Origin of the sequence: Streptococcus sp. XMC (genome assembly GCF_021341835.1) — a bacterium.
Lineage (GTDB): Bacteria > Bacillota > Bacilli > Lactobacillales > Streptococcaceae > Streptococcus.
This window is the reverse complement of record NZ_JAJTNQ010000001.1, coordinates 723,605-743,505: the sequence shown is the minus strand read 5'-3', so window position 1 is coordinate 743,505 and position 19,901 is coordinate 723,605. Positions and strand designations below refer to the sequence as shown.

Sequence of the window (19,901 nt, the reverse complement as noted above, 5' to 3'; positions counted from 1 at the left end):
AAACACCAAAAAGGTGCTTTTCTTTCTTAGTTGGAATTTCTTAAACTCTGATCAAACTGAATCAGATAGCGATAGAAGTCGCCTATCTTTCCAGTAAAAGGTAATGTTTGTCCCTTGTAGGATACAGAAACAACCTGATAGGAATCTGGAAGGGTCACACAGCCTGAAAAAGCTAATAAACAGTGATCCAAATTATCGTAGCTGATCTGACGTTCCTTTTTGTATGCATCCAAATAAGTGAGGACTATGAGACCATTGGTCATTACTTTTCAATCCTTTCAAAGATTTCCCGTTCAACTAGACTATCCATAAGGAAGTAGAATTTTTGTTGGATGATTTTATTTTCTGGATTTTTAAAAATATTCACCAAGCGAAGGCCTGACTTATCAGTAATGTTAATTTTAAATCCTGTTAAATCCTTATTGATGATAATTTTTAGCTTAAAGCCATCCCCGCTGTTTGGAACAGCTTCCAATAAACGATTTAATTCGTAGTTCCCAACCTTTGTTTGTGCAAAGGTATTGTCGCGTAGGGTATATTTTTTAATATTTGGATGGATTGCGTATGTGTAATCGCAGTTTGGTAATGAGACAGATGTTTCAAATGCCATGTAATTCTCCTAAAATTTTGTGAATGGTTGTTATAAAAGTATCGACCTCAGCGGTCGTATTGAATTCGGATAAACTAATGCGAATAGATTCCTTCAATCGATGAGAATCTTCGCCATAATAAGCCGCAAGAACGTGGCTTGGTTGAACAGTTCCTGCTGTACAAGCAGAGCCGGTTGAGACTGAAATTCCTGCCATGTCTAAACGAAGCAGTAAGATATCATTGCTGATACATGGGAAGCCAATATTTAAGACATGAGGAAGTTTGGAGTCTGTGCAATTCAGATAAAAATCTAGATCCTCTAGGCCAGTTAGGATACGCTCAGATAGGCTCTGAATATACTGGTAATTTGCGTCTAACTGATCAGTTGCTTCTTTGAGGGCTTGAGCCATTCCAGCAATTGAAATCAAGTTCTCTGTACTAGCTCGACGCTTGTCTTCTTGGTCACCACCGTGTAAGAGATTGAAAAAGTCAGGCTTTCTAGCATAGAGAAGACCAACTCCCTTAGGCCCATGAAATTTATGGGCAGAGGCGGTTAGAAAATCAATTCCTAGCTCTTCAGGGGCTACAGAAAGCTTGCCAACGGCTTGAACAGCATCCACATGAAAAGCAGCAGGATGGTCTTTTAAAAGGTCTGCAATAGCCTTGATGGGCAAGAGATCACCGGTTTCGTTATTGGCATACATGGTGGACACCAAAATAGTATCAGGACGAAGGGTGGCTTGAATATCTTCTGGCCGAATCATTTGATTGACTGGGTGAATAATGGTTACTTCAAATCCATGTTCTTGGACCAAGTACTCAATCGGTTCCAGAACGGCATGGTGTTCGATAGCCGTGGTGATAATATGCTTGCCTTTCTGTCTGTGTTTAAGACAGTAGCCCTTTATAACAGTGTTATTGCTTTCGGTTCCCCCAGAAGTGAAGGTAATTTGTTGACTAGAGGTTTTTAAACAAGTTGCAACGCATTCCCTAGCATCTCTAAGAATCTTTTTCGCTTGGCGACCGTGGGAGTGGAGACTGGATGGATTTCCGAAACTGGATTCCATTGTTTCTGTCATCACCTTGATCACTCCAGGGCTTAGAGGAGTTGTTGCTGCATTGTCAAAATAAATCACGCCGTCACCTTATTTCTTGTGGTATGCAAAGAGTGGACTAACAGGTTTACGCTCTTGGATACGAACAAGGGCATCTCCAATCAATTCGCTTGCAGTAATGTATTTTACATTTTTTGGTTTTTGCTCTTTGGTTGCTACAGAGTCTGTAACTAAAATTTCTTTAATCGGAGCTTGGTCTAGCAATTCTGCTGCTCCCTTAACGAAAAGTCCGTGACTAGAAACAGCATAAATCTCAGTAGCACCATCCCGTTGAACAATTTTTGCAGCTTCAGAGAAGGTTTTTCCTGTATTCAAAATATCATCGATAAGGATTGCTTTTTTGCCTTTAACATCCCCGATGATGTAGCCTTGGTCACGGCTGGCATCGTCTTGGGCGTAGTCAATGATGGCAATTGGGGCATCTAGATATTCAGCAAGATTACGTGCTCGTTTCACTCCGGAGTTTTTAGGACTGACAACCACCACATCTGAACCGGTTAAACCTTGTTTGATATAATGATCAGCAAATAGAGGAATCGTGAACAAGTTGTCTACTGGGATATCGAAGAAGCCTTGTACTTGAACTGCATGAAGATCGAGTGTTACAACACGATCTACCCCTGCCTTGACCAACATATTGGCAACCAATTTCGCTGTAATAGGTTCGCGAGGAGCAGCGGTACGGTCTTGACGTGCATAACCAAAGTATGGAAGAACGACGTTAACGGTATGAGCGCTAGCTCGTTGGCAAGCATCTACCATGATTAACAATTCCATCAAGTGATTGTTAACAGGGAAGCTGGTAGATTGGATGATATAAATATCATATCCACGGACACTTTCTTCGATATTAATTTGGATTTCACCATCTGAGAATTGACGTGAAGAAAGCTTTCCGAGTGGGATGCCAGCAACTTCCGAAATTTTTTGTGCAATTTCTTGATTGGAGTTGAGTGCGAAGAGCTTCATATTGTTTTTTTCTGACATGTGTTTGATCCTCATTTAGATATTATTGTCTAGTCTTATTTTAGCAAAAAAATTCAGTAATTTCAGCTTTTTAGCAAACTTTGAGCCAATCTGGCCACTTTACTTTTTGCTGGCTTATATTCAATTTGTTTTTCCTTGAGAAATTCGTGAAAATAAGTTTCATCTGAGGCAACATCTACCTCCATTTCCAACTCATAGTCCTCAATAGAATTATAACGACTACGGTCAAAGGCTAATAAACCTTTAGGGATTCTTTTCTCACGTCTCTCTGTTTCCAGACTACCCCAGACATCTAAGGCAGCTAGTGGAATTCCTAAATCAGTGAGAAAGCTGGCAATCTCACCTTGAGGGAGTTTTTTCTTGGATAGAAAGTCTTTTACCTGATCAAATGTAAGAGCTTGGTTGTATTCAAAATGTCCCGCTTCTTGCGGTACTTTAAGGGTTAGCTCAGCCCGATCAGCTAAGGTACGAATTCGCAAGGCCATCTGATGATTCCGGATGGCTTGGTCGGGCGTATCGATATAGTGATTGGTTTGTCGAATAGGAGGTTGTTCCTTGAAAAAATCCATAAGAGAGTCGTATTCTTCCTTGGTTAGTAAGGTTTTAAATTCAATTTCTAAATGATTCATAGCCACGTCCTTTTCTTTCGTTTGCAAGCTCTTTATGATATAATAATAGATGTGTTTATTTTATAAAAAAAACTTTGAGATGACAAGGTGATTCAATGGCGATTGATTGGGAAAATTTTTTAGATCCCTATATCCAAGCAGTTGGTGAGTTGAAGATTAAGCTTCGTGGGATAAGAAAGCAGTATCGCAAACAACAAAAGCATTCCCCAATCGAGTTTGTGACCGGTCGTGTGAAGCCGATTGAGAGTATTCTCGAAAAAATGGAACGCAGAAGTATTTCTGAAGAGAACCTGGCTCAAGATATGCAAGATATTGCTGGTCTGCGGGTTATGGTTCAATTTGTTGATGACGTAGAAGAAGTCCTAGAAGTTCTTCGTAAGCGTCAAGATATGCGAGTGGTGCAGGAAAGAGATTATATTCGTCACAAAAAGTCGAGTGGCTATCGAAGCTATCACGTTGTAGTAGAGTATCCAGTAGATACCATTAATGGCTATGAAACCATTTTGGCAGAGATACAGATTCGTACTCTGTCTATGAATTTTTGGGCCACCATTGAACACTCATTAAATTACAAATATAAAGGAGATTTTCCGGACGAGATTAAAAAGCGTCTTGAAGTCACTGCGAATTTGGCTTATCAACTCGACGAGGAAATGGGCGCCATTCGTGATGCCATTCAGGAGGCGCAAGCCCTTTTTGATCCTATGCATCGTAAATTAAACGATGGTGTCGGAAATAGTGATGATACAGATGAGGACTACAGGTAAGAAGGTTTCGATTATTCGAAATCGAAAACGCCAGAGCGAAGAGGTCTTTCAACAACTTCGTTATAAATTAAAAAAGAATAATTTTATCTTGACTGAAAAACATCCGGATATCGTGATCTCCATTGGTGGAGATGGCATGTTGCTCTCGGCTTTTCATAAGTACGAGAGTCAATTAGATCGGGTTCGTTTCGTTGGGGTGCATACAGGGCATCTTGGGTTCTATACGGACTATCTAGATGATGAGATTGACAAATTAGTAGAAAATCTTAAGTATGATACAGGTGCCAAGGTATCTTACCCAATCCTGAATGTCAAAGTGACCTTTGAAAATGGCGATACTAAGATTATGCGAGCCCTTAATGAAGCGACTATCAAACGCAGTGACCGAACCATGGTGGCTGACCTAACCATCAATGGCGTTCATTTTGAGCGGTTCAGAGGGGACGGCATTACCGTTTCGACCCCTACAGGTAGTACGGCTTATAACAAGTCTTTGGGAGGGGCTGTTCTTCACCCGACAATCGAAGCACTTCAAATTGCAGAAATTGCTAGCCTGAATAACCGTGTGTATCGAACTTTGGGTTCATCGATCATTGTTCCTAAAAAAGATAAGATTGAAATTACGCCAAGCCGGCCTGGTTTTCACATTCTCTCTGTCGATAATTCAACTTATTCTTATCGAAATATCGTCCATATCGAATACCAGATTGATAACCACAAGATCAATTTCGTAGCGAGCCCAAGTCATACCAGTTTCTGGAATCGGGTCAAGGATGCTTTTATTGGAGATATTGACGAATGAGGTTCGAGTTTATTGCAGACGAACACGTCAAGGTCAAAACATTCCTGAAGAAGCACCAGGTTTCAAAGGGGTTATTGGCCAAGATCAAGTTTTCTGGAGGCCAGATTTTAGTTAATGGCATTGAACAAAATGCCATTTATCTTCTCGGTATAGGAGATAAGGTAACGATTGATATTCCCTCTGAGGTAGGCTATGAAGCCTTGGAGGCCATTGATCGTGATTTGGAAATCTTGTATGAAGACGATCATTTCTTAGTCCTCAACAAACCGGCCGGAGTGGCATCTATTCCTAGCTCTCTTCATTCCAATACCATTGCAAACTTTGTCAAGGGTTACTACGTTCGTAATCAGTATGAAAACCAGCTGGTTCATATTGTCACCCGTTTAGACAAAGATACCAGTGGGATCATGCTCTTTGCTAAACATGGCTATGCCCATGCCCGATTGGATAAACAACTTCAGGCTAAGACCATTCAAAAACGTTACTTTGCATTGGTAAAGGGGACGGGTGAGTTGGCAAGCAAGGGTGACATCATTGCCCCCATTGCGCGTGATGAAGATTCGATCATTACCCGAAAAGTAGCAAAAGGTGGCAAGTATGCTCATACCAGCTACCAAGTTGTCCAGTCTTTCGGTGATATTCATCTGGTGGATATCCAATTGCATACAGGCCGGACCCATCAGATTCGCGTTCATTTTTCTCATATTGGTTTTCCGCTTTTGGGAGATGATCTTTATGGTGGTTCCTTAGAAGATGGGATCCTTCGACAAGCCTTACATTGCCATTCCTTGGCTTTCTATCATCCTTTTTTGGAAGAAGAACTCCGAATTGAAAGTTCTTTGCCAGATGATTTTAGCCAGGTCTTAAAACAGTTAACAAATATTTAATTTTTTTCAAAGGAGAAACTCATGGAAGTTTTTGAAAACCTCAAAGCCAACCTGGTTGGTAAGAATGCACGTATTGTATTACCAGAAGGTGAAGAACCACGTATTCTTCAAGCAGCAAAACGAATTGTGAAAGAAACAGACGTAACCCCTGTCTTGCTTGGGAATCCAGATAAGATTGGAATTTACCTTGAAATTGAAGGAGTTTTGGATGGATACGAAGTCATCGATCCGCATTCTTACTCAGGTTTTGAAGAGATGGTAACTTCCTTAGTTGAACGTCGCAAGGGTAAAATGACAGAAGAAGAAGCACGCCAAATTTTGCAAGATGATGTCAACTACTTTGGTGTCATGTTGGTACATCTTGGAATTGTTGATGGAATGGTGTCAGGTGCAATTCACTCAACAGCTGCAACCGTTCGTCCAGCACTTCAAATTATCAAAACTCGTCCAAATGTTAGTCGTACTTCAGGTGCCTTCCTCATGGTCCGTGGATCTGAACGTTACTTGTTTGGGGACTGCGCTATTAATATCAATCCAGATGCTGAAGGCTTGGCTGAAATTGCCATCAATTCTGCTATCACAGCGAAGATGTTTGGGATTGATCCAAAAATCGCCATGTTGAGCTATTCAACAAAAGGGTCAGGTTTTGGTGAAAGTGTTGATAAAGTAGTTGAAGCGACCAAAATCGCTCATGAGCTTCGTCCAGATCTTGAAATTGATGGGGAATTGCAATTTGACGCAGCCTTTGTACCTGAAACAGCTGCATTGAAAGCACCAGGAAGTAAGGTAGCAGGTCAAGCCAATGTCTTTATCTTCCCTGGTATCGAAGCAGGTAACATTGGTTACAAGATGGCAGAACGTCTTGGAGGTTTTGCAGCGGTAGGTCCAGTCTTGCAAGGATTGAACAAGCCAGTGAACGACCTTTCCCGCGGATGTAATGCAGATGACGTTTACAAGTTGACCTTGATCACAGCGGCTCAAGCTGTTGAACAATAAGAATAATTTAAAGGAGAGTGGGACAGAAATCGGTAATTGGTTAGAATTCAATTTCGTCGTCCCACCTTCGCACAGTTGAGTAGGGCTGTAAAAGCTGATGAAGTCAGCGTAGTAGAGGCCACTCAACCACTGCGTCTTGCTCGACAATCCAAAGAAAATTGAGAGGCTGGGACTTTTGTCCCAGCCTCTTTTTATTGATAAAGTCAGAATTGTAAAAGTAAAAGTCCATTCTGTGGTATACTAGGAATATGATGGATTTAAAAGATTACGGGATTACCATGTGGGAGGAGAAAAAAATTGCTTCTTTCCGAGAAAAATTACTAGCATGGTATGATGCCAATAAACGGGATCTTCCCTGGAGAAGGACGCAGGATCCTTATAAAATTTGGATCTCAGAGATTATGCTCCAGCAGACACGCGTCGATACGGTTATTCCTTATTATGAGCGTTTTCTTGACTGGTTTCCGACGATTGAGGATTTGGCTAAGGCGCCAGAAGAGAAACTCTTGAAAGCTTGGGAAGGTTTGGGTTATTACTCACGGGTTCGCAATATGCAGAAAGCTGCTCAGCAGATGATGGAAGACTACGGAGGTTTATTTCCATCAACCTATGAGGCTATCTCAAAACTTAAGGGAATTGGACCTTATACAGCCGGTGCTATAGCTAGTATTGCTTTTGGCTTGCCAGAACCAGCAGTGGATGGCAATGTCATGCGGGTCCTAGCCCGCTTGTTTGAGGTGGACTATGATATCGGAATCCCGACCAATCGTAAAATTTTTCAAGCCATGATGGAAATCTTAATCGATCCGGACCGTCCTGGCGACTTTAATCAAGCCTTAATGGATTTAGGCTCTGATATCGAATCACCAGTCAATCCAAGGCCGGAGGAGAGTCCTGTTAAGGAATTTAGTGCAGCTTATCAGAATGGAACCATGGATCGTTATCCCATCAAGGCTCCTAAAAAGAAACCAGTGCCAGTTTATTTAACAGCCTTTATTATAAAGGATAGTCATGGGCGCTACTTGCTGGAGAAAAATGAACGAGAAGGACTCTTGTCAGGCTTCTGGCATTTTCCCTTGATTGAAGTGGATAGCCTAACTGAGAATCTGGGCCAATTGTCTCTACTGGATGGAAAAAAAGAAGTGGAGGACAATCCTGAAATACTTTCTTTTGAACAGGATTATGACTTGGTTATTGATTGGCAAGAGAGATCTTATCCCATCGTCCAGCATGTTTTTTCACATCGCAAGTGGCAGGTTCAACTTCGTTACGGCTTGGTAAAAGAAGGAGAGCAGACAACAAGTGAATCGGCTCTTTGGTTAAGACCAGAAGAATTTTCGGCCTATCCTTTTGCCAAACCCCAGCAAAAGATTTGGACGACTTTTTCGGAAAACGAAAAATGAGAGTGGGACAGAAATCGGTCATTCGTTAGAATTCGATTTAGTCGTCCCGCCTCCGCACAGTTGAGTAGGGCTGTAAAAGCTGATGAAATCAGCGTAGTAGAGCCCACTCAACCACTGCGTATTGCTCGACACTCCAAAGACAATTAAGAGGCTAGGACTTTTGTCCCAGCCTCAATTTTTTCTTATAGATGAGCGAATGCTTTAATTTCTTCTTCTGACATAGAAGAGTCACAACGAACCGTTACTTCACCAGCTTCGACATGTAAAAATCCTGGCACAGTTGGAATGCCATAGGATGAACGGAAGGCTTGTAAAGCCTCTAATTGGCTTGGTTCTTCACTATTGATGAAGTAGATATGAGCTTTTGTTTCAGCTACTACAGTTGCTAATTTAGCAGCGAACTTACGGCAATATGGGCAAGTCTTGCGTCCAATAAAGAAGGTTGCTGTTTCTTTTTTGTCGATGGCTTCTTGCGCACGCGCTACAGTGGTTACTTCGAGATCTTTAATATCTACTAAAAATTGTTCCATGAGATTACCTCGCTTTCTTATAAATCTAGTATGCCATAAAGAAAGAAAAAATGCTTAATTTTGATATGAAAAAAGATGAGCTAGATTTATCTCATCTTTTATCTTGCTTATTTTACAAATGCATTGATTTCAGCTTCGATGTTAGCAATCTTAGCTTGTGATTCTTCGTTGCTTTCACCGACCACTGCAATGTAGAACTTAATTTTTGGTTCAGTACCTGAAGGACGAACAGCAATCCATGAACCGTCAGCAAGTGTGTATTTCAATACATCACTTGGAGGAGTCGTCAAGGCTGTTACAGTACCATCAGCGGCAGTAGATGTTTGTGCTTTGAAGTCTTCAGTGATTGAAACGGCTGTTGCGTTAAACTCTTTTGGACCGTTTTCACGGAATTTAGCCATGATCGCTTTGATTTGCTCAGCACCATCGACACCTGAAAGGGTCACAGAAATAGTCTTCTCAGCATAGTAGCCATACTCTTTGTAGATTTCTTCGATACCGTCTGCAAGAGTCAAACCACGAGAGCGGTAGTAGGCTGCAAGTTCAGCAACAACAAGGACAGCTTGGATGGCATCTTTATCACGTACGAATGGTTTGATCAAGTAACCGAAGCTTTCTTCAAATCCCATCATGTAAGTATGATTGTGTTTTTCTTCGAATTCTTGAATCTTTTCAGCGATAAATTTGAAACCAGTCAAGACGTTAAACATGGTTGCACCGTAGCTTTCAGCAATCTTAGTTACCAAGTCAGTTGATACGATTGATTTGCAGAGTGCTGCATTTTCAGGAAGGGTCCCAGCGTTTTTGTGGGCTTCCAAGATGTACTTAGCCATGATGGCACCGATTTGGTTACCTGAAAGGTTAAGGTAGCTGCCGTCTTTTTGAAGGACTTCAACACCGACACGGTCAGCATCAGGGTCCGTTGCAACAAGAACATCAGCTCCTACTTGGCGACCAAGTTCTTCAGCTAGAGCAAAGGCTGCTTGGCTTTCTGGGTTTGGAGATTTAACAGTAGAGAAGTCTGGATCTGGAGTTGCTTGAGTTTCAACAACTTGAACAGAATCAAATCCTGCTTGAGCAAGAGCACGACGAGCTAACATTTCACCAGTACCGTGAAGTGGAGTGTAGACAATCTTCATGTCTTTACCAAATTCTTCAATCAAAGTAGGGTTGATATTAACATCTTTTACTTCTTTAAGATATTCTGCATCAATCGCTTCACCAATAACTTCGATCAAACCAGAAGCTTTTTCTGCTTCAACATCAGCGACTTCCACAGCAAATGGATTTTCGATCGCACGAATATAGGTTGTCAAAGCATCTGCATCATGTGGAGGCATTTGGCCACCATCTTCACCGTAAACCTTGTATCCATTGAATGGAGCTGGGTTGTGGCTAGCAGTAATCATGATACCAGCAAAACAGTTGAGGTGACGAACCGCGAATGAAAGTTCTGGAGTTGGACGGAGACTTTCAAAAACATAAGATTTAATACCGTGTTTTGCAAGAACTGCTGCTGATTCAAAAGCAAACTCTGGAGAGAAGTGACGGCTATCGTAAGCGATAGCTACCCCACGTTCTTTTTCATTTCCACCCTTTGATTCGATCAAACGAGCCAAACCTTCAGTTGCTTGACGGACTACATAGATGTTAATACGGTTTGTACCGGCACCAATCAATCCACGCATACCAGCAGTACCGAATTCAAGGTTTGTGTAGAAGGCATCTTCTTTTGTTTTTTCATCCATGTTTTCCAAATCACGACGAAGGTAATCTGGTAGGTCAGCAAAATCAGCCCATTTTTGGAAGTTTTCTTGATAAGTCATGCAAGCATCTCCTTTTGATATATAATTAATCGCTTACATTATAGCAAATTTTTTCAGAAAATTCTAGCGATAATTGTAAATCTTTTCAAAAATAAAGAGGGGTTTCGGATAGTAAAAAGGCTGGGACAAAAGTCCTAGCCTCTAAATTGTCTTTGGATTGTCGAGCAAGACGCAGTGGTTGAGTGGGCTCTACTACGCTGATTTCATCAGCTTTTATAGCCCTACTCAACTGTGCGGAGGTGGGACGACGAAATCGAATTCTAACGAATGACCGATTTCTGTGCCACTATCAACCTTTTATTTTAATTTTTCAAGGGCTGGGACAACGGCACTAGTGATCAGAACTGTTGCAATAACTTCGATGAGTGAGTTAGTAGAAACAATCAAGCCAAGAAAATGTTGAATTCCTCTTCCAAAGCTGTTACCAAAGAAGAGGTAAATCCCGCTTAAAACGAATACAGTATTGGTCATAGATCCGACAATGCCGGCTGTTATTAACCCAGTACGATTGTGCATCCATCGATAGACAAAATAAGGTGTTACCCCGATGAGAATACGCGGTACTATAGCGATGACAAGGGAATAGAGATTTCCGTTTGGCACAAAGGGACTAAATAGATAGCTTGCTGGGGTTAAAACAAGAGTATTCATCGTTAAACTAAAGAGTCCCATAAGCAGTCCTAGAATAGCACCTGTACGAGGTCCATAAATGATAGACGCGATCACGACAGGGATATGAACCAAGGTTGGCTGAATACCTGATGGTACAAAATGTAAGATGAAGGAAGTTGTAAAATGGATGGTAATCATTACCGCGAAAAATATAGCAATGCGTGAAATGGATGAGGATTTTTTCATGAAAGCGACTCCTGTATAGTAGTTAGAATGGTTTCGATAGAAGCTAAAGCTCCAGCCCCTTGATCGCCACAAGCCAGAGTAGCATAGCGAGGTTGAATAATCTGATAGCCGTAGTCTTGTAAGAGTTTTAGATTTCGTTGGGTAGCTGGGTGTTCCAGCATTTTCGTATTCATAGCGGGGGCTAGGATTTTTTTAGTTTCTTGAGGCAAGGCTAGAGCTGTGCTCGTCACCATATTATCTGCTAGCCCCATGGCAAGTTTAGCAATCGTATTGGCACTAGCCGGTGCTACTAGAAAGAGGTCTGTTTCTTTTCCAATGTCGATGTGTTCAATCCGCTGTGGATCCTCTTCAATCATGACATCTAGACCGACTGGATTTTTTGAAAGGACCTGAAGGGTTAGGGGAGTGATAAAAGCTGTAGCTGCAGGAGTCATGATTACCTTCACCTGATGACCGAGCTTGGTCAATTGACTGGTGATATCCGCTGCCTTATATGCAGAAATACTTCCTGTAACAGCTAGTAGAATATTGGCCATAGGTTTTATCCTTTATTTGTAATGTGATGGAAGATTTTTTGAGCAATATCCAATTTCGTTTTGGCTATTCGAGTAGCATCTTTAGTAACTAAGTATGCTCGATGCTTCCCGTCTTGAATTTCGCTCAAGTCATTGGCGACAATCATTTCTGCCTGATTTTTTTTGAGGCTAGCACGAGCAACTAATAGCAGTTGATCCTGGGATACATCAACCAGAAGTTTAAATCCAATTAAACGAATGTCTGGATTCCAGGCTTTCACCAAGGAAATCAACTTAGGATTTTTCTTCAAAAAGAGAACTTGATAATCTTCCTCCGATGAAATCTTCGATTCCTGATTGGTTTGATGGAGAAATTGCTCTAAATTAGTAGCTTCTTTTACAGCATGAAAACCTGTCATATAGACTGGACTGTAGTCGGAGACAGCCATGGAATGAATAAGGACCTGATGAGTTGGAGTTTCTTTCTCAAGGACTGTTTGAAGTTCAGCGACATTGTTGATGAACACTTTTGTTAAAAAAGGATGAGCTTTCGGCTGAACCGCGGTTGGGGTGGTCACCAGAGTCACAGAAAATCCTGCCTCTAAAAATTTTTCGGAAATGATTTTTCCAAGTTGACCAGTGGAATGGTTGGTAATCGAACGAACCTGATCAATTTTTTCACTCGTTCCACCAGAAGTAATCAAAATATTCATAGGCTTATTTTACAAGAATTTTATATTTTAGTAAAGCCAAGAACATGGGTCTTGCGTCTGTTTTTTAGGCGAAACGGAAGTAATGGGAGAGGAATTGGGGACTCATAGTTATTTCGTATAGAGGGCTATAAGAAATTAGAATAAAGGCCGAAAAGGTTCATTTTAAAGGCAAATACCGAACGAACGGGGAAAGTTTGACATTTAAAATATATATCCTTGTGAAATTTCTGTATAATAGGATTATTAAATAGTGAGGAGATTAAGATGAAGACAGATATCGAGATTGCACAAAGTATTGAATTGAAACCAATCACAGATGTGGTAGAAAAATTGGGGATTCATTTCGATGACTTAGAACTCTATGGAAAGTACAAGGCAAAATTAACCTTTGATAAGATTCAAGCCGTTCAGAAGGAAGAACCAGGGAAACTCATCTTGGTAACAGCGATTAACCCGACTCCAGCAGGGGAAGGAAAGTCTACCATCACCATTGGTTTGGCAGATGCCTTAAATAAAATTGGCAAACAAACCATGATTGCCATTCGCGAACCTTCTTTAGGTCCTGTTATGGGGATTAAAGGTGGCGCAGCTGGTGGAGGCTATGCCCAAGTTCTACCAATGGAAGACATCAACCTTCATTTCACGGGTGACATGCATGCCATTACAACAGCAAATAATGCACTTTCAGCTTTGATCGACAATCATTTGCATCAAGGAAATGAGCTAGGCATTGACCAACGTCGGATTATCTGGAAACGGGTAGTGGACTTGAATGACCGTGCTTTGCGTCACGTATCGGTCGGTCTCGGTGGACCGCTCAATGGGATTCCTCGTGAAGACGGGTTTGATATCACCGTTGCTTCTGAGATTATGGCCATCCTTTGTTTGGCGACAGATATTGAAGACTTGAAACGCCGTTTGGCTAATATTGTCATCGGCTACCGCTATGATCGTAGTCCAGTTTATGTCCGCGATTTAGAAGTAGAAGGGGCTCTTGCTTTAATCCTGAAAGATGCCATCAAGCCAAACTTGGTTCAAACCATCTATGGAACTCCAGCCTTCGTTCATGGTGGACCTTTTGCAAATATTGCCCATGGATGTAACTCTGTTTTGGCTACCTCAACTGCTCTTCGTTTAGCCGATTACGTAGTGACAGAGGCAGGCTTTGGGGCTGATTTGGGAGCTGAAAAATTCTTGGATATCAAAACACCAAATCTCCCAGCCAGTCCATCTGCTGTTGTGATTGTTGCAACGATTCGAGCTTTGAAGATGAATGGTGGAGTTGCCAAAGATGCTCTTTCTGAGGAAAACGTTGAGGCTGTTCGTTCAGGTTTTTCTAACTTGGAACGCCATGTTGAAAATATGCGCAAATTCGGTGTTCCTGTAGTGGTTGCCATTAATGAATTTGTAACGGATACAGAAGCTGAAATTGCAACTCTTAAAGAACTTTGTGCTTCTATTCAAGTTCCTGTTGAATTGGCTAGCGTTTGGGCTGATGGAGCTGATGGAGGAGTAGCCCTAGCAGAAACCGTGGTGGCGACCCTTGAAACAAGTACAGCTAGCTACACTCGTCTTTATGATAATGATCTTTCTATTGAAGAAAAAATTACCAAGATTGCCCAGGAAATTTACCGGGCAGACAATGTTGTCTTTGAGAAAAAAGCCAAAACTCAGATTGCTCAGATTGTAAAAAATGGCTGGGATAAGTTGCCCGTTTGTATGGCCAAGACACAATATAGTTTTTCAGATGATCCAAGTCTCCTTGGGGCACCTTCTGGATTTGACATTACTATTCGCGAATTGGTGCCTAAGACTGGTGCAGGCTTCGTCGTTGCTCTAACTGGTGAAGTGATGACCATGCCTGGACTACCAAAACGTCCTGCTGCTTTGAACATGGATGTGGCAGAAGATGGGACAGCCTTGGGCTTATTCTAATAAAAGTATATGAGAGTGGGACAAAAGTCCTAGCCTCTCAATTGTCTTTGGATTGTCGAGCAAGACGCAGTGGTTGAGTGGGCTCTACTACGCTGATTACATCAGCTATTACAGCCCTACTCAACTGTGCGGAGGTGGGACGACGAAATCGAATTCTAACGAATTACCGATTTCTGTCCCACTCTCATTTTTATATTTTCGAGGTATAATAGAGAGATAGAAAGCGAGAAGACTATGTTGAAGATACGACCAGTCACCTTAGCGGATGCTCCTGAACTTGTCAGAATTTATGCCCCTTATGTTAAGAAAACAGCCATCACTTTTGAATATGATGTTCCGACGACGGAGGAATTTGAAGGGCGTATCGAAAAGACCCTTCAACGTTTTCCCTACTTAGTAGCTGAAGAAAATGGTCAAGTACTTGCTTATGCCTATGCTTCAACCTATTATGACCGATCAGCCTATGACTGGGCTGTAGAAGTATCAGTCTATGTGAACGAACATTATCTTGGGCAAGGACTGGGTTCTCGTTTGTATGAGGCCTTAGAGAGGGAGCTGGAAGCGCGTGGCTATTTACGCTTCTTAGCTTGCATCGCCTTGCCAAATCCAGCTAGTATTGCCCTGCATGAAAAACGAGGCTATGTGAAAGTTGCTCATTTTCCTAGAATTGGCTATAAATTTGATCAATGGCATGATATTGTCTGGATGCAAAAGACAATCGAAGGGCCTGTGAAATCCCTAATGTAATAATGCAGATGAATCGTGGCTTTCCTCTATTTCTCTTAAGCTTTTTGAGAGGAATTCTAAAACGAGCCTCTTGACAGCTTATGCAATGTCGTGGTAGACTAGTTTCATGCGATGAGTCGATTGGCTCTTAGGAGCCTTTTGCGCTGAGGAGGTCTACATTTAATTGTAACGCAGGAGCGGACCTTGAACAGTTGTGTGAACCGGCTGTTCTCATCGAAAGATGCCTCGAATCCCTTACCATTTGGTAGGGGATTTTTTTGTAGAAATTCACTGCTATCAAATACATATATTTGTTTGCCTCTTGTGGTTGCTGGTGGTATAATGATGGAAATAGATGTATTCATTTGTGTTTGAAAGGAGATGGTTATAGTGTATGATCAAAACAGTCCAAACAACAAGTGGTCACAAGAAACTTTCCAACGTATCAGTGAACTGGAGAGATTAGAACAATATCAGGCTAAGTTGTTCATCATGAAGGAACAAATGAAGAATAACCTTCATTGGAGAAACGCTACTATGCTTGGTATTATTTTAGCTATACTATCTTTCCCACTTTTTGGATTGCGAGCCTTTGTTATCATTCTTCTTGCAGGGGTGTTCTATTATTTACCAGCCTACCAAAAAAGAAAGTCTTTATTCAGAGGTCAGGTTCGATCCAATGACGAGATTTATATTACAGATTTTCTTTGTCCTATTTTGAAAGAAGTTTTTCCTCAAGCTGAGCTAACTTTGACAGCTAACTACCCTATGAATGTCTTGCAGGTCTTTAGTCCGAGATCGACTAAGTTTAATCTCTTTAATCAACTGTCCTTTCATGATGAAAAGAATCTCGTAGTAGCCAATCTCTATGCTTACCACATTGAGACGCGAACCAAGAGAGACTCTAACGGGGAAACTCATACGGTCAGAGAGGAAGTTGAGGATTTCGCAGGTCAGATTTTCTCTTTAAAATCTCCAGTTTCATTTCCAGGACACTTAAGAGTTATTCCGACCAAGAAATCTTTGTTTTTAAAAAGAGAACTAAAAGGAGACTATCCGGGTTCTGGACCTAATGAAGTCCAAATTGAAACAGAAGATATCCAAAACAATGAAAACTACAATATCTATTGTACTGATGAACTGGCTGCACGAAAATTCTTAAAACCTAAGATCCTAGAATGGTTTGATCAGCAAATTTCTCAGAATGCTATGTGTGTGTATTTAGTACAAGACACACTCTACATTTCCTTATATACTGATCGCTACCTTTTCCCAACCCCAAATAGAAAAGACGCAATCGAAAGTCTTTCGATTGCTGCAGAGTATCAAAAACTCTGTAGGGAGATTGATCTCATTGATGAATTAACCAATATATTTAAAGGAGAATAACTATGTCAGGTTTAATGATTGCCCTTGTTGTATTTGCTCTTGTCATTTTCTTGTGGTTTATCGGAGAAAGCAACCGTTTGAACCGTTATCAGGTCATGATTGAAGAATCTAAAAGAACGGTCGATATCACTCTGGTGAAACGCTACGAAACCATTTCGGAAATGTTGAAGGCTGCTAAGGCTTATGCCAAACATGAGGAGAAAGTCTTTAGCGAATTGGTAGCACTTCGCCAAGGTGCTTCTATTCAAGAATCCAACCAAGTTATTGCCAATCAAAATGATGTTTTGGCACAAATCCGAGCAGTGGGTGAGAATTATCCAGAGCTCTTGTCTTCTAACCAATTCTTGGCCTTGCAAAAAGAAATTGCTGACGAAAATGAAGATTTGGCAGCGTCTAAACGCATTGTCAATAGCAACATTAGTCAAATCAACCAAGCCATTGTAACCTTCCCAACATCTGTTGTTGCAGGGATCAAAGGCTTGTCACAAGTTCCATTTTTATTGGAAGACACGCAAGGGAAGAAGGACTTGAGTGATTTGGATTATGAGATCCATTAATTTTTATTAAAAGCTTTCATATCTTTAGAAACGATCCCGGTCTTAGATCGGGATTTTTGTTTTTAGAAATGGAAAATACGCTTTTCATTTACTGGGAAAAATAGTATAATAGATGAAATTCACAAATTTTTAGAAAATTCCGAAAGAGGTTTTATTATGGGATATACAGTTGCTGTTGTCGGTGCGACAGGTGCCGTTGGTGCTCAAATGATCAAGATGTTGGAAGAATCGACACTTCCAATCGATAAAATTCGCTACTTGGCGTCTGCTCGTTCAGCTGGTAAGGTATTGAAATTTAAGGATCTAGACATTACGATTGAAGAAACAACGGAGAACGCTTTTGAAGGCGTAGATATCGCTCTCTTCTCTGCTGGTGGTTCAACTTCTGCAAAATACGCACCATATGCTGTGAAAGCAGGAGCTGTCGTGGTCGACAATACGTCTTACTTCCGTCAAAACCCAGATGTGCCATTGGTTGTTCCAGAGGTGAATGCTCATGCCCTTGATGCTCACAATGGGATTATTGCTTGCCCTAACTGTTCAACAATCCAAATGATGGTGGCACTAGAGCCAGTTCGTCAAAAATGGGGCTTGGATCGTATCATCGTATCGACTTACCAAGCTGTCTCTGGTGCAGGTATGGGTGCTATTCTTGAAACACAACGTGAACTTCGAGAAGTTTTGAATGATGGAGTGGATCCGCGTGATTTGCATGCAGAAATCTTACCATCAGGTGGCGATAAGAAACATTATCCAATCGCATTTAATGCTCTTCCTCAAATTGACGTCTTCACTGATAATGACTACACGTATGAAGAAATGAAGATGACAAACGAAACCAAGAAAATCATGGAAGATGATAGCATTGCAGTTTCAGCAACGTGTGTGCGTATTCCGGTCTTGTCAGCTCACTCAGAGTCAGTTTACATTGAGACCAAAGAAGTAGCCCCGATTGAAGAAGTAAAAGCTGCCATCGCAGCCTTCCCAGGTGCAGTACTGGAAGATGATGTTGCTCATCAAGTATACCCACAAGCTATTAATGCTGTTGGTTCTCGTGATACCTTTGTTGGTCGTATCCGTAAAGACTTGGATGCTGAAAAAGGGATCCATATGTGGGTAGTTTCTGATAACCTTCTTAAAGGAGCAGCCTGGAACTCTGTCCAAATCGCAGAAACTCTTCATGAGCGTGGATTGGTGCGCCCAACAGCTGACTTGAAGTTTGAATTGAAATGATTCTATAACTGAATAAATCGTAATGGGGACAGTGACCAACTTTTGGTGCTGTCCCTCTTCCCTATGATTGAATCAAGAAGGAGGATCTATGTCTTATCAAGATTTAAAAGATTGTAAAATGATTACCGCCTTTATCACCCCTTTTCACGAAGATGGCTCGATCAACTTTGAAGCTATTCCTCCTTTGATTGAGCACCTCTTAGCTCACCATACGGACGGAATTCTTTTAGCTGGTACCACGGCCGAAAGTCCGACACTGACACACGATGAAGAATTAGAACTCTTTGCAGCGGTTCAAAAGGTGGTGAACGGACGGGTTCCTTTGATTGCTGGTGTCGGGACCAATGAAACCCGAGATTCTATTGAGTTTGTAAAGGAAGTAGATCAGTTTGGAGGTTTTGCTGCTGGGTTAGCTATCGTCCCTTACTACAACAAACCTTCTCAAGAAGGAATGTATCAGCATTTTAAAGCTATTGCAGACGCTTCTAACTTGCCAATTATTATCTATAACATCCCAGGGCGCGTGGTTGTAGAAATGACACCAGAAACCATGCTCCGTTTGGCCGAACATCCAAATATCATCGGGGTCAAAGAATGTACGACTCTTGCCAATATGGCTTATTTAATTGAGCATAAGCCAGAAGAGTTCCTCATTTATACGGGAGAGGATGGAGATGCTTTCCACGCCATGAACTTAGGGGCAGACGGTGTCATTTCAGTAGCTTCCCATACCAATGGGGATGAAATGCACGAAATGTTCCAAGCGATTGAGCACAATGATATTAAAAAGGCAGCGGCTATTCAGCGCCAATTTATCCCTAAAGTTAATGCTCTCTTTTCTTATCCAAGTCCAGCACCAGTTAAAGCAGTCTTGAACTATATGGGCTTTGAAGCAGGGCCTACTCGTTTACCATTAGTTCCAGCCCCTGCTGAGGAAGCGAAACGCATCATCAAGGTTGTAGTGGATGGGGATTACCACGCATCGAAAGAAATCATCACGGGAGTTCTTCGTCCGGATTATTGATATTTTAGATTCTTGACAAATCTCCTATTTATTAAGATAATAGAAGTATATTGAAGACCAAGGAGAAAAAGATGGAAGTCATTAAACGTAGTGGTGAAGTAGTAGAATTTGATCCAGATAAAATCTACCAAGCTGTTTTAAAAGCGGCTCAAACAGTCTATGTCTTAACGGATGATCTTCGCCAAAACTTGGCGCAAGTGACCAAGAAAGTTGTGATGGATCTGGAAGAAGCTAAAGTAGAACGTGCGACTATCAGCATGATCCAGTCAATGGTTGAACACCGCTTACTTGGCGCTGGTTATATTACCATTGCTGAACACTATATTTCTTATCGCTTGCAACGTGATTTGGAACGGAGTGGTTATGGAGATCACATCGCTGTTCACTTGCATTTTGAGCAAATTCGCTAAAATAAGAA

Annotated in this window: 22 protein-coding genes; 12 read left to right on the top strand and 10 right to left on the bottom strand. The window is 41.4% G+C overall.

The features are described from left to right. Positions 1 to 26 precede the first annotated feature (26 nt). From LXO72_RS03450 to LXO72_RS03430, 5 genes are all read right to left on the bottom strand, one after another. Positions 27 to 263, bottom strand: coding sequence for a DUF4649 family protein (locus LXO72_RS03450; protein ID WP_023023158.1), 237 nt, complete (start codon positions 261 to 263; stop codon positions 27 to 29). Then, complete coding sequence (locus LXO72_RS03445) at positions 263 to 610, bottom strand: DUF1831 domain-containing protein (RefSeq protein ID WP_023023159.1); 348 nt, start codon at positions 608 to 610, stop codon at positions 263 to 265. Before LXO72_RS03445 ends, LXO72_RS03450 begins: the two co-directional genes overlap by 1 nt. After that, on the bottom strand, positions 600 to 1,727 hold the full coding sequence (locus tag LXO72_RS03440; RefSeq protein ID WP_233331530.1) for a cysteine desulfurase family protein: 1,128 nt from the start codon (positions 1,725 to 1,727) through the stop codon (positions 600 to 602). Before LXO72_RS03440 ends, LXO72_RS03445 begins: the two co-directional genes overlap by 11 nt. 9 nt (positions 1,728 to 1,736) lie before the next feature. Then, the gene (locus tag LXO72_RS03435) at positions 1,737 to 2,693 is read right to left on the bottom strand and encodes a ribose-phosphate diphosphokinase (protein WP_042361082.1); all 957 of its coding nucleotides are present in this window, start codon (positions 2,691 to 2,693) and stop codon (positions 1,737 to 1,739) included. A gap of 62 nt (positions 2,694 to 2,755) precedes the next feature. Next, on the bottom strand, positions 2,756 to 3,322 hold the full coding sequence (locus LXO72_RS03430; RefSeq protein WP_233331529.1) for a CYTH domain-containing protein: 567 nt from the start codon (positions 3,320 to 3,322) through the stop codon (positions 2,756 to 2,758). Positions 3,323 to 3,417: 95 nt separating this feature from the next. Between LXO72_RS03430 and LXO72_RS03425 the strand changes: the two genes are divergently transcribed. The 5 genes from LXO72_RS03425 to mutY all read left to right on the top strand — a co-directional run bounded on the left by LXO72_RS03425 (position 3,418) and on the right by mutY (position 8,177). Continuing rightward, positions 3,418 to 4,089 (top strand): GTP pyrophosphokinase, encoded by a 672-nt coding sequence (locus LXO72_RS03425; RefSeq protein ID WP_023026784.1) that lies wholly within the window; start codon positions 3,418 to 3,420, stop codon positions 4,087 to 4,089. Further along, a complete protein-coding gene (locus tag LXO72_RS03420; RefSeq protein ID WP_023023169.1) occupies positions 4,073 to 4,891 on the top strand; it encodes an NAD kinase in 819 nt (272 codons plus the stop codon). Before LXO72_RS03425 ends, LXO72_RS03420 begins: the two co-directional genes overlap by 17 nt. Beyond that, positions 4,888 to 5,778 (top strand): RluA family pseudouridine synthase, encoded by an 891-nt coding sequence (locus LXO72_RS03415; protein WP_233331528.1) that lies wholly within the window; start codon positions 4,888 to 4,890, stop codon positions 5,776 to 5,778. Before LXO72_RS03420 ends, LXO72_RS03415 begins: the two co-directional genes overlap by 4 nt. A gap of 21 nt (positions 5,779 to 5,799) precedes the next feature. After that, positions 5,800 to 6,774 (top strand): phosphate acetyltransferase, encoded by a 975-nt coding sequence (gene pta, locus LXO72_RS03410; RefSeq protein ID WP_023026787.1) that lies wholly within the window; start codon positions 5,800 to 5,802, stop codon positions 6,772 to 6,774. A 248-nt stretch (positions 6,775 to 7,022) separates the two neighbouring features. Continuing rightward, positions 7,023 to 8,177 (top strand): A/G-specific adenine glycosylase, encoded by a 1,155-nt coding sequence (mutY, locus tag LXO72_RS03405; RefSeq protein WP_233331527.1) that lies wholly within the window; start codon positions 7,023 to 7,025, stop codon positions 8,175 to 8,177. A 182-nt stretch (positions 8,178 to 8,359) separates the two neighbouring features. On the opposite strand, the gene LXO72_RS03400 is transcribed toward mutY, so the two are convergent. From LXO72_RS03400 to LXO72_RS03380, 5 genes are all read right to left on the bottom strand, one after another. Further along, positions 8,360 to 8,707, bottom strand: a complete 348-nt coding sequence (locus LXO72_RS03400) for a thioredoxin (protein WP_219074273.1) — start codon at positions 8,705 to 8,707, stop codon at positions 8,360 to 8,362. 107 nt (positions 8,708 to 8,814) lie between these two features. Beyond that, positions 8,815 to 10,533: a phospho-sugar mutase gene (locus tag LXO72_RS03395; protein ID WP_233331526.1), complete on the bottom strand. Its 1,719-nt coding sequence runs from the start codon at positions 10,531 to 10,533 to the stop codon at positions 8,815 to 8,817. 297 nt (positions 10,534 to 10,830) lie between these two features. Beyond that, a complete protein-coding gene (locus LXO72_RS03390) occupies positions 10,831 to 11,391 on the bottom strand; it encodes an ECF transporter S component (RefSeq protein WP_195347974.1) in 561 nt (186 codons plus the stop codon). Further along, the gene (gene coaC / locus LXO72_RS03385) at positions 11,388 to 11,927 is read right to left on the bottom strand and encodes a phosphopantothenoylcysteine decarboxylase (RefSeq protein ID WP_233331525.1); all 540 of its coding nucleotides are present in this window, start codon (positions 11,925 to 11,927) and stop codon (positions 11,388 to 11,390) included. Before coaC ends, LXO72_RS03390 begins: the two co-directional genes overlap by 4 nt. 5 nt (positions 11,928 to 11,932) lie before the next feature. Next, positions 11,933 to 12,619, bottom strand: coding sequence for a phosphopantothenate--cysteine ligase (locus LXO72_RS03380; RefSeq protein ID WP_233331524.1), 687 nt, complete (start codon positions 12,617 to 12,619; stop codon positions 11,933 to 11,935). A gap of 264 nt (positions 12,620 to 12,883) precedes the next feature. On the opposite strand from LXO72_RS03380, the gene LXO72_RS03375 reads away from it, so the two are divergent. The 7 genes from LXO72_RS03375 to LXO72_RS03345 all read left to right on the top strand — a co-directional run bounded on the left by LXO72_RS03375 (position 12,884) and on the right by LXO72_RS03345 (position 19,893). Then, a complete protein-coding gene (locus LXO72_RS03375) occupies positions 12,884 to 14,554 on the top strand; it encodes a formate--tetrahydrofolate ligase (RefSeq protein ID WP_233331523.1) in 1,671 nt (556 codons plus the stop codon). A gap of 234 nt (positions 14,555 to 14,788) precedes the next feature. Next, entirely contained in the window at positions 14,789 to 15,301 is a 513-nt protein-coding gene (locus LXO72_RS03370; protein ID WP_023023187.1) for a GNAT family N-acetyltransferase, read from the top strand. A gap of 360 nt (positions 15,302 to 15,661) precedes the next feature. Further along, positions 15,662 to 16,669 carry a DUF3137 domain-containing protein gene (locus LXO72_RS03365; protein WP_233331522.1) on the top strand — a complete coding sequence of 336 codons (1,008 nt, stop codon included), beginning with the start codon at positions 15,662 to 15,664 and terminating at the stop codon, positions 16,667 to 16,669. Positions 16,670 to 16,671: 2 nt separating this feature from the next. Next, positions 16,672 to 17,226, top strand: a complete 555-nt coding sequence (locus LXO72_RS03360; RefSeq protein ID WP_233331521.1) for a LemA family protein — start codon at positions 16,672 to 16,674, stop codon at positions 17,224 to 17,226. Positions 17,227 to 17,382: 156 nt separating this feature from the next. Continuing rightward, positions 17,383 to 18,459 carry an aspartate-semialdehyde dehydrogenase gene (locus LXO72_RS03355; RefSeq protein WP_023026798.1) on the top strand — a complete coding sequence of 359 codons (1,077 nt, stop codon included), beginning with the start codon at positions 17,383 to 17,385 and terminating at the stop codon, positions 18,457 to 18,459. An 88-nt stretch (positions 18,460 to 18,547) separates the two neighbouring features. Further along, the gene (dapA, locus tag LXO72_RS03350; protein ID WP_123160224.1) at positions 18,548 to 19,483 is read left to right on the top strand and encodes a 4-hydroxy-tetrahydrodipicolinate synthase; all 936 of its coding nucleotides are present in this window, start codon (positions 18,548 to 18,550) and stop codon (positions 19,481 to 19,483) included. Between the two features lie 71 nt (positions 19,484 to 19,554). Next, the gene (locus LXO72_RS03345; RefSeq protein WP_006597242.1) at positions 19,555 to 19,893 is read left to right on the top strand and encodes an ATP cone domain-containing protein; all 339 of its coding nucleotides are present in this window, start codon (positions 19,555 to 19,557) and stop codon (positions 19,891 to 19,893) included. Positions 19,894 to 19,901: the final 8 nt, after the last annotated feature.

Coding starts and splice junctions, on each gene's coding strand:
- LXO72_RS03450 (WP_023023158.1), bottom strand. CDS start 263: ATGACCAATGGTCTCATAGTCCTCACTTATTTGGATGCATACAAAAAG.
- LXO72_RS03445 (WP_023023159.1), bottom strand. CDS start 610: ATGGCATTTGAAACATCTGTCTCATTACCAAACTGCGATTACACATAC.
- LXO72_RS03435 (WP_042361082.1), bottom strand. CDS start 2,693: ATGTCAGAAAAAAACAATATGAAGCTCTTCGCACTCAACTCCAATCAA.
- LXO72_RS03430 (WP_233331529.1), bottom strand. CDS start 3,322: ATGAATCATTTAGAAATTGAATTTAAAACCTTACTAACCAAGGAAGAA.
- LXO72_RS03425 (WP_023026784.1), top strand. CDS start 3,418: ATGGCGATTGATTGGGAAAATTTTTTAGATCCCTATATCCAAGCAGTT.
- LXO72_RS03420 (WP_023023169.1), top strand. CDS start 4,073: ATGAGGACTACAGGTAAGAAGGTTTCGATTATTCGAAATCGAAAACGC.
- LXO72_RS03415 (WP_233331528.1), top strand. CDS start 4,888: ATGAGGTTCGAGTTTATTGCAGACGAACACGTCAAGGTCAAAACATTC.
- pta (WP_023026787.1), top strand. CDS start 5,800: ATGGAAGTTTTTGAAAACCTCAAAGCCAACCTGGTTGGTAAGAATGCA.
- mutY (WP_233331527.1), top strand. CDS start 7,023: ATGATGGATTTAAAAGATTACGGGATTACCATGTGGGAGGAGAAAAAA.
- LXO72_RS03400 (WP_219074273.1), bottom strand. CDS start 8,707: ATGGAACAATTTTTAGTAGATATTAAAGATCTCGAAGTAACCACTGTA.
- LXO72_RS03395 (WP_233331526.1), bottom strand. CDS start 10,533: ATGACTTATCAAGAAAACTTCCAAAAATGGGCTGATTTTGCTGACCTA.
- LXO72_RS03390 (WP_195347974.1), bottom strand. CDS start 11,391: ATGAAAAAATCCTCATCCATTTCACGCATTGCTATATTTTTCGCGGTA.
- coaC (WP_233331525.1), bottom strand. CDS start 11,927: ATGGCCAATATTCTACTAGCTGTTACAGGAAGTATTTCTGCATATAAG.
- LXO72_RS03380 (WP_233331524.1), bottom strand. CDS start 12,619: ATGAATATTTTGATTACTTCTGGTGGAACGAGTGAAAAAATTGATCAG.
- LXO72_RS03375 (WP_233331523.1), top strand. CDS start 12,884: ATGAAGACAGATATCGAGATTGCACAAAGTATTGAATTGAAACCAATC.
- LXO72_RS03370 (WP_023023187.1), top strand. CDS start 14,789: ATGTTGAAGATACGACCAGTCACCTTAGCGGATGCTCCTGAACTTGTC.
- LXO72_RS03365 (WP_233331522.1), top strand. CDS start 15,662: ATGGTTATAGTGTATGATCAAAACAGTCCAAACAACAAGTGGTCACAA.
- LXO72_RS03360 (WP_233331521.1), top strand. CDS start 16,672: ATGTCAGGTTTAATGATTGCCCTTGTTGTATTTGCTCTTGTCATTTTC.
- LXO72_RS03355 (WP_023026798.1), top strand. CDS start 17,383: ATGGGATATACAGTTGCTGTTGTCGGTGCGACAGGTGCCGTTGGTGCT.
- dapA (WP_123160224.1), top strand. CDS start 18,548: ATGTCTTATCAAGATTTAAAAGATTGTAAAATGATTACCGCCTTTATC.
- LXO72_RS03345 (WP_006597242.1), top strand. CDS start 19,555: ATGGAAGTCATTAAACGTAGTGGTGAAGTAGTAGAATTTGATCCAGAT.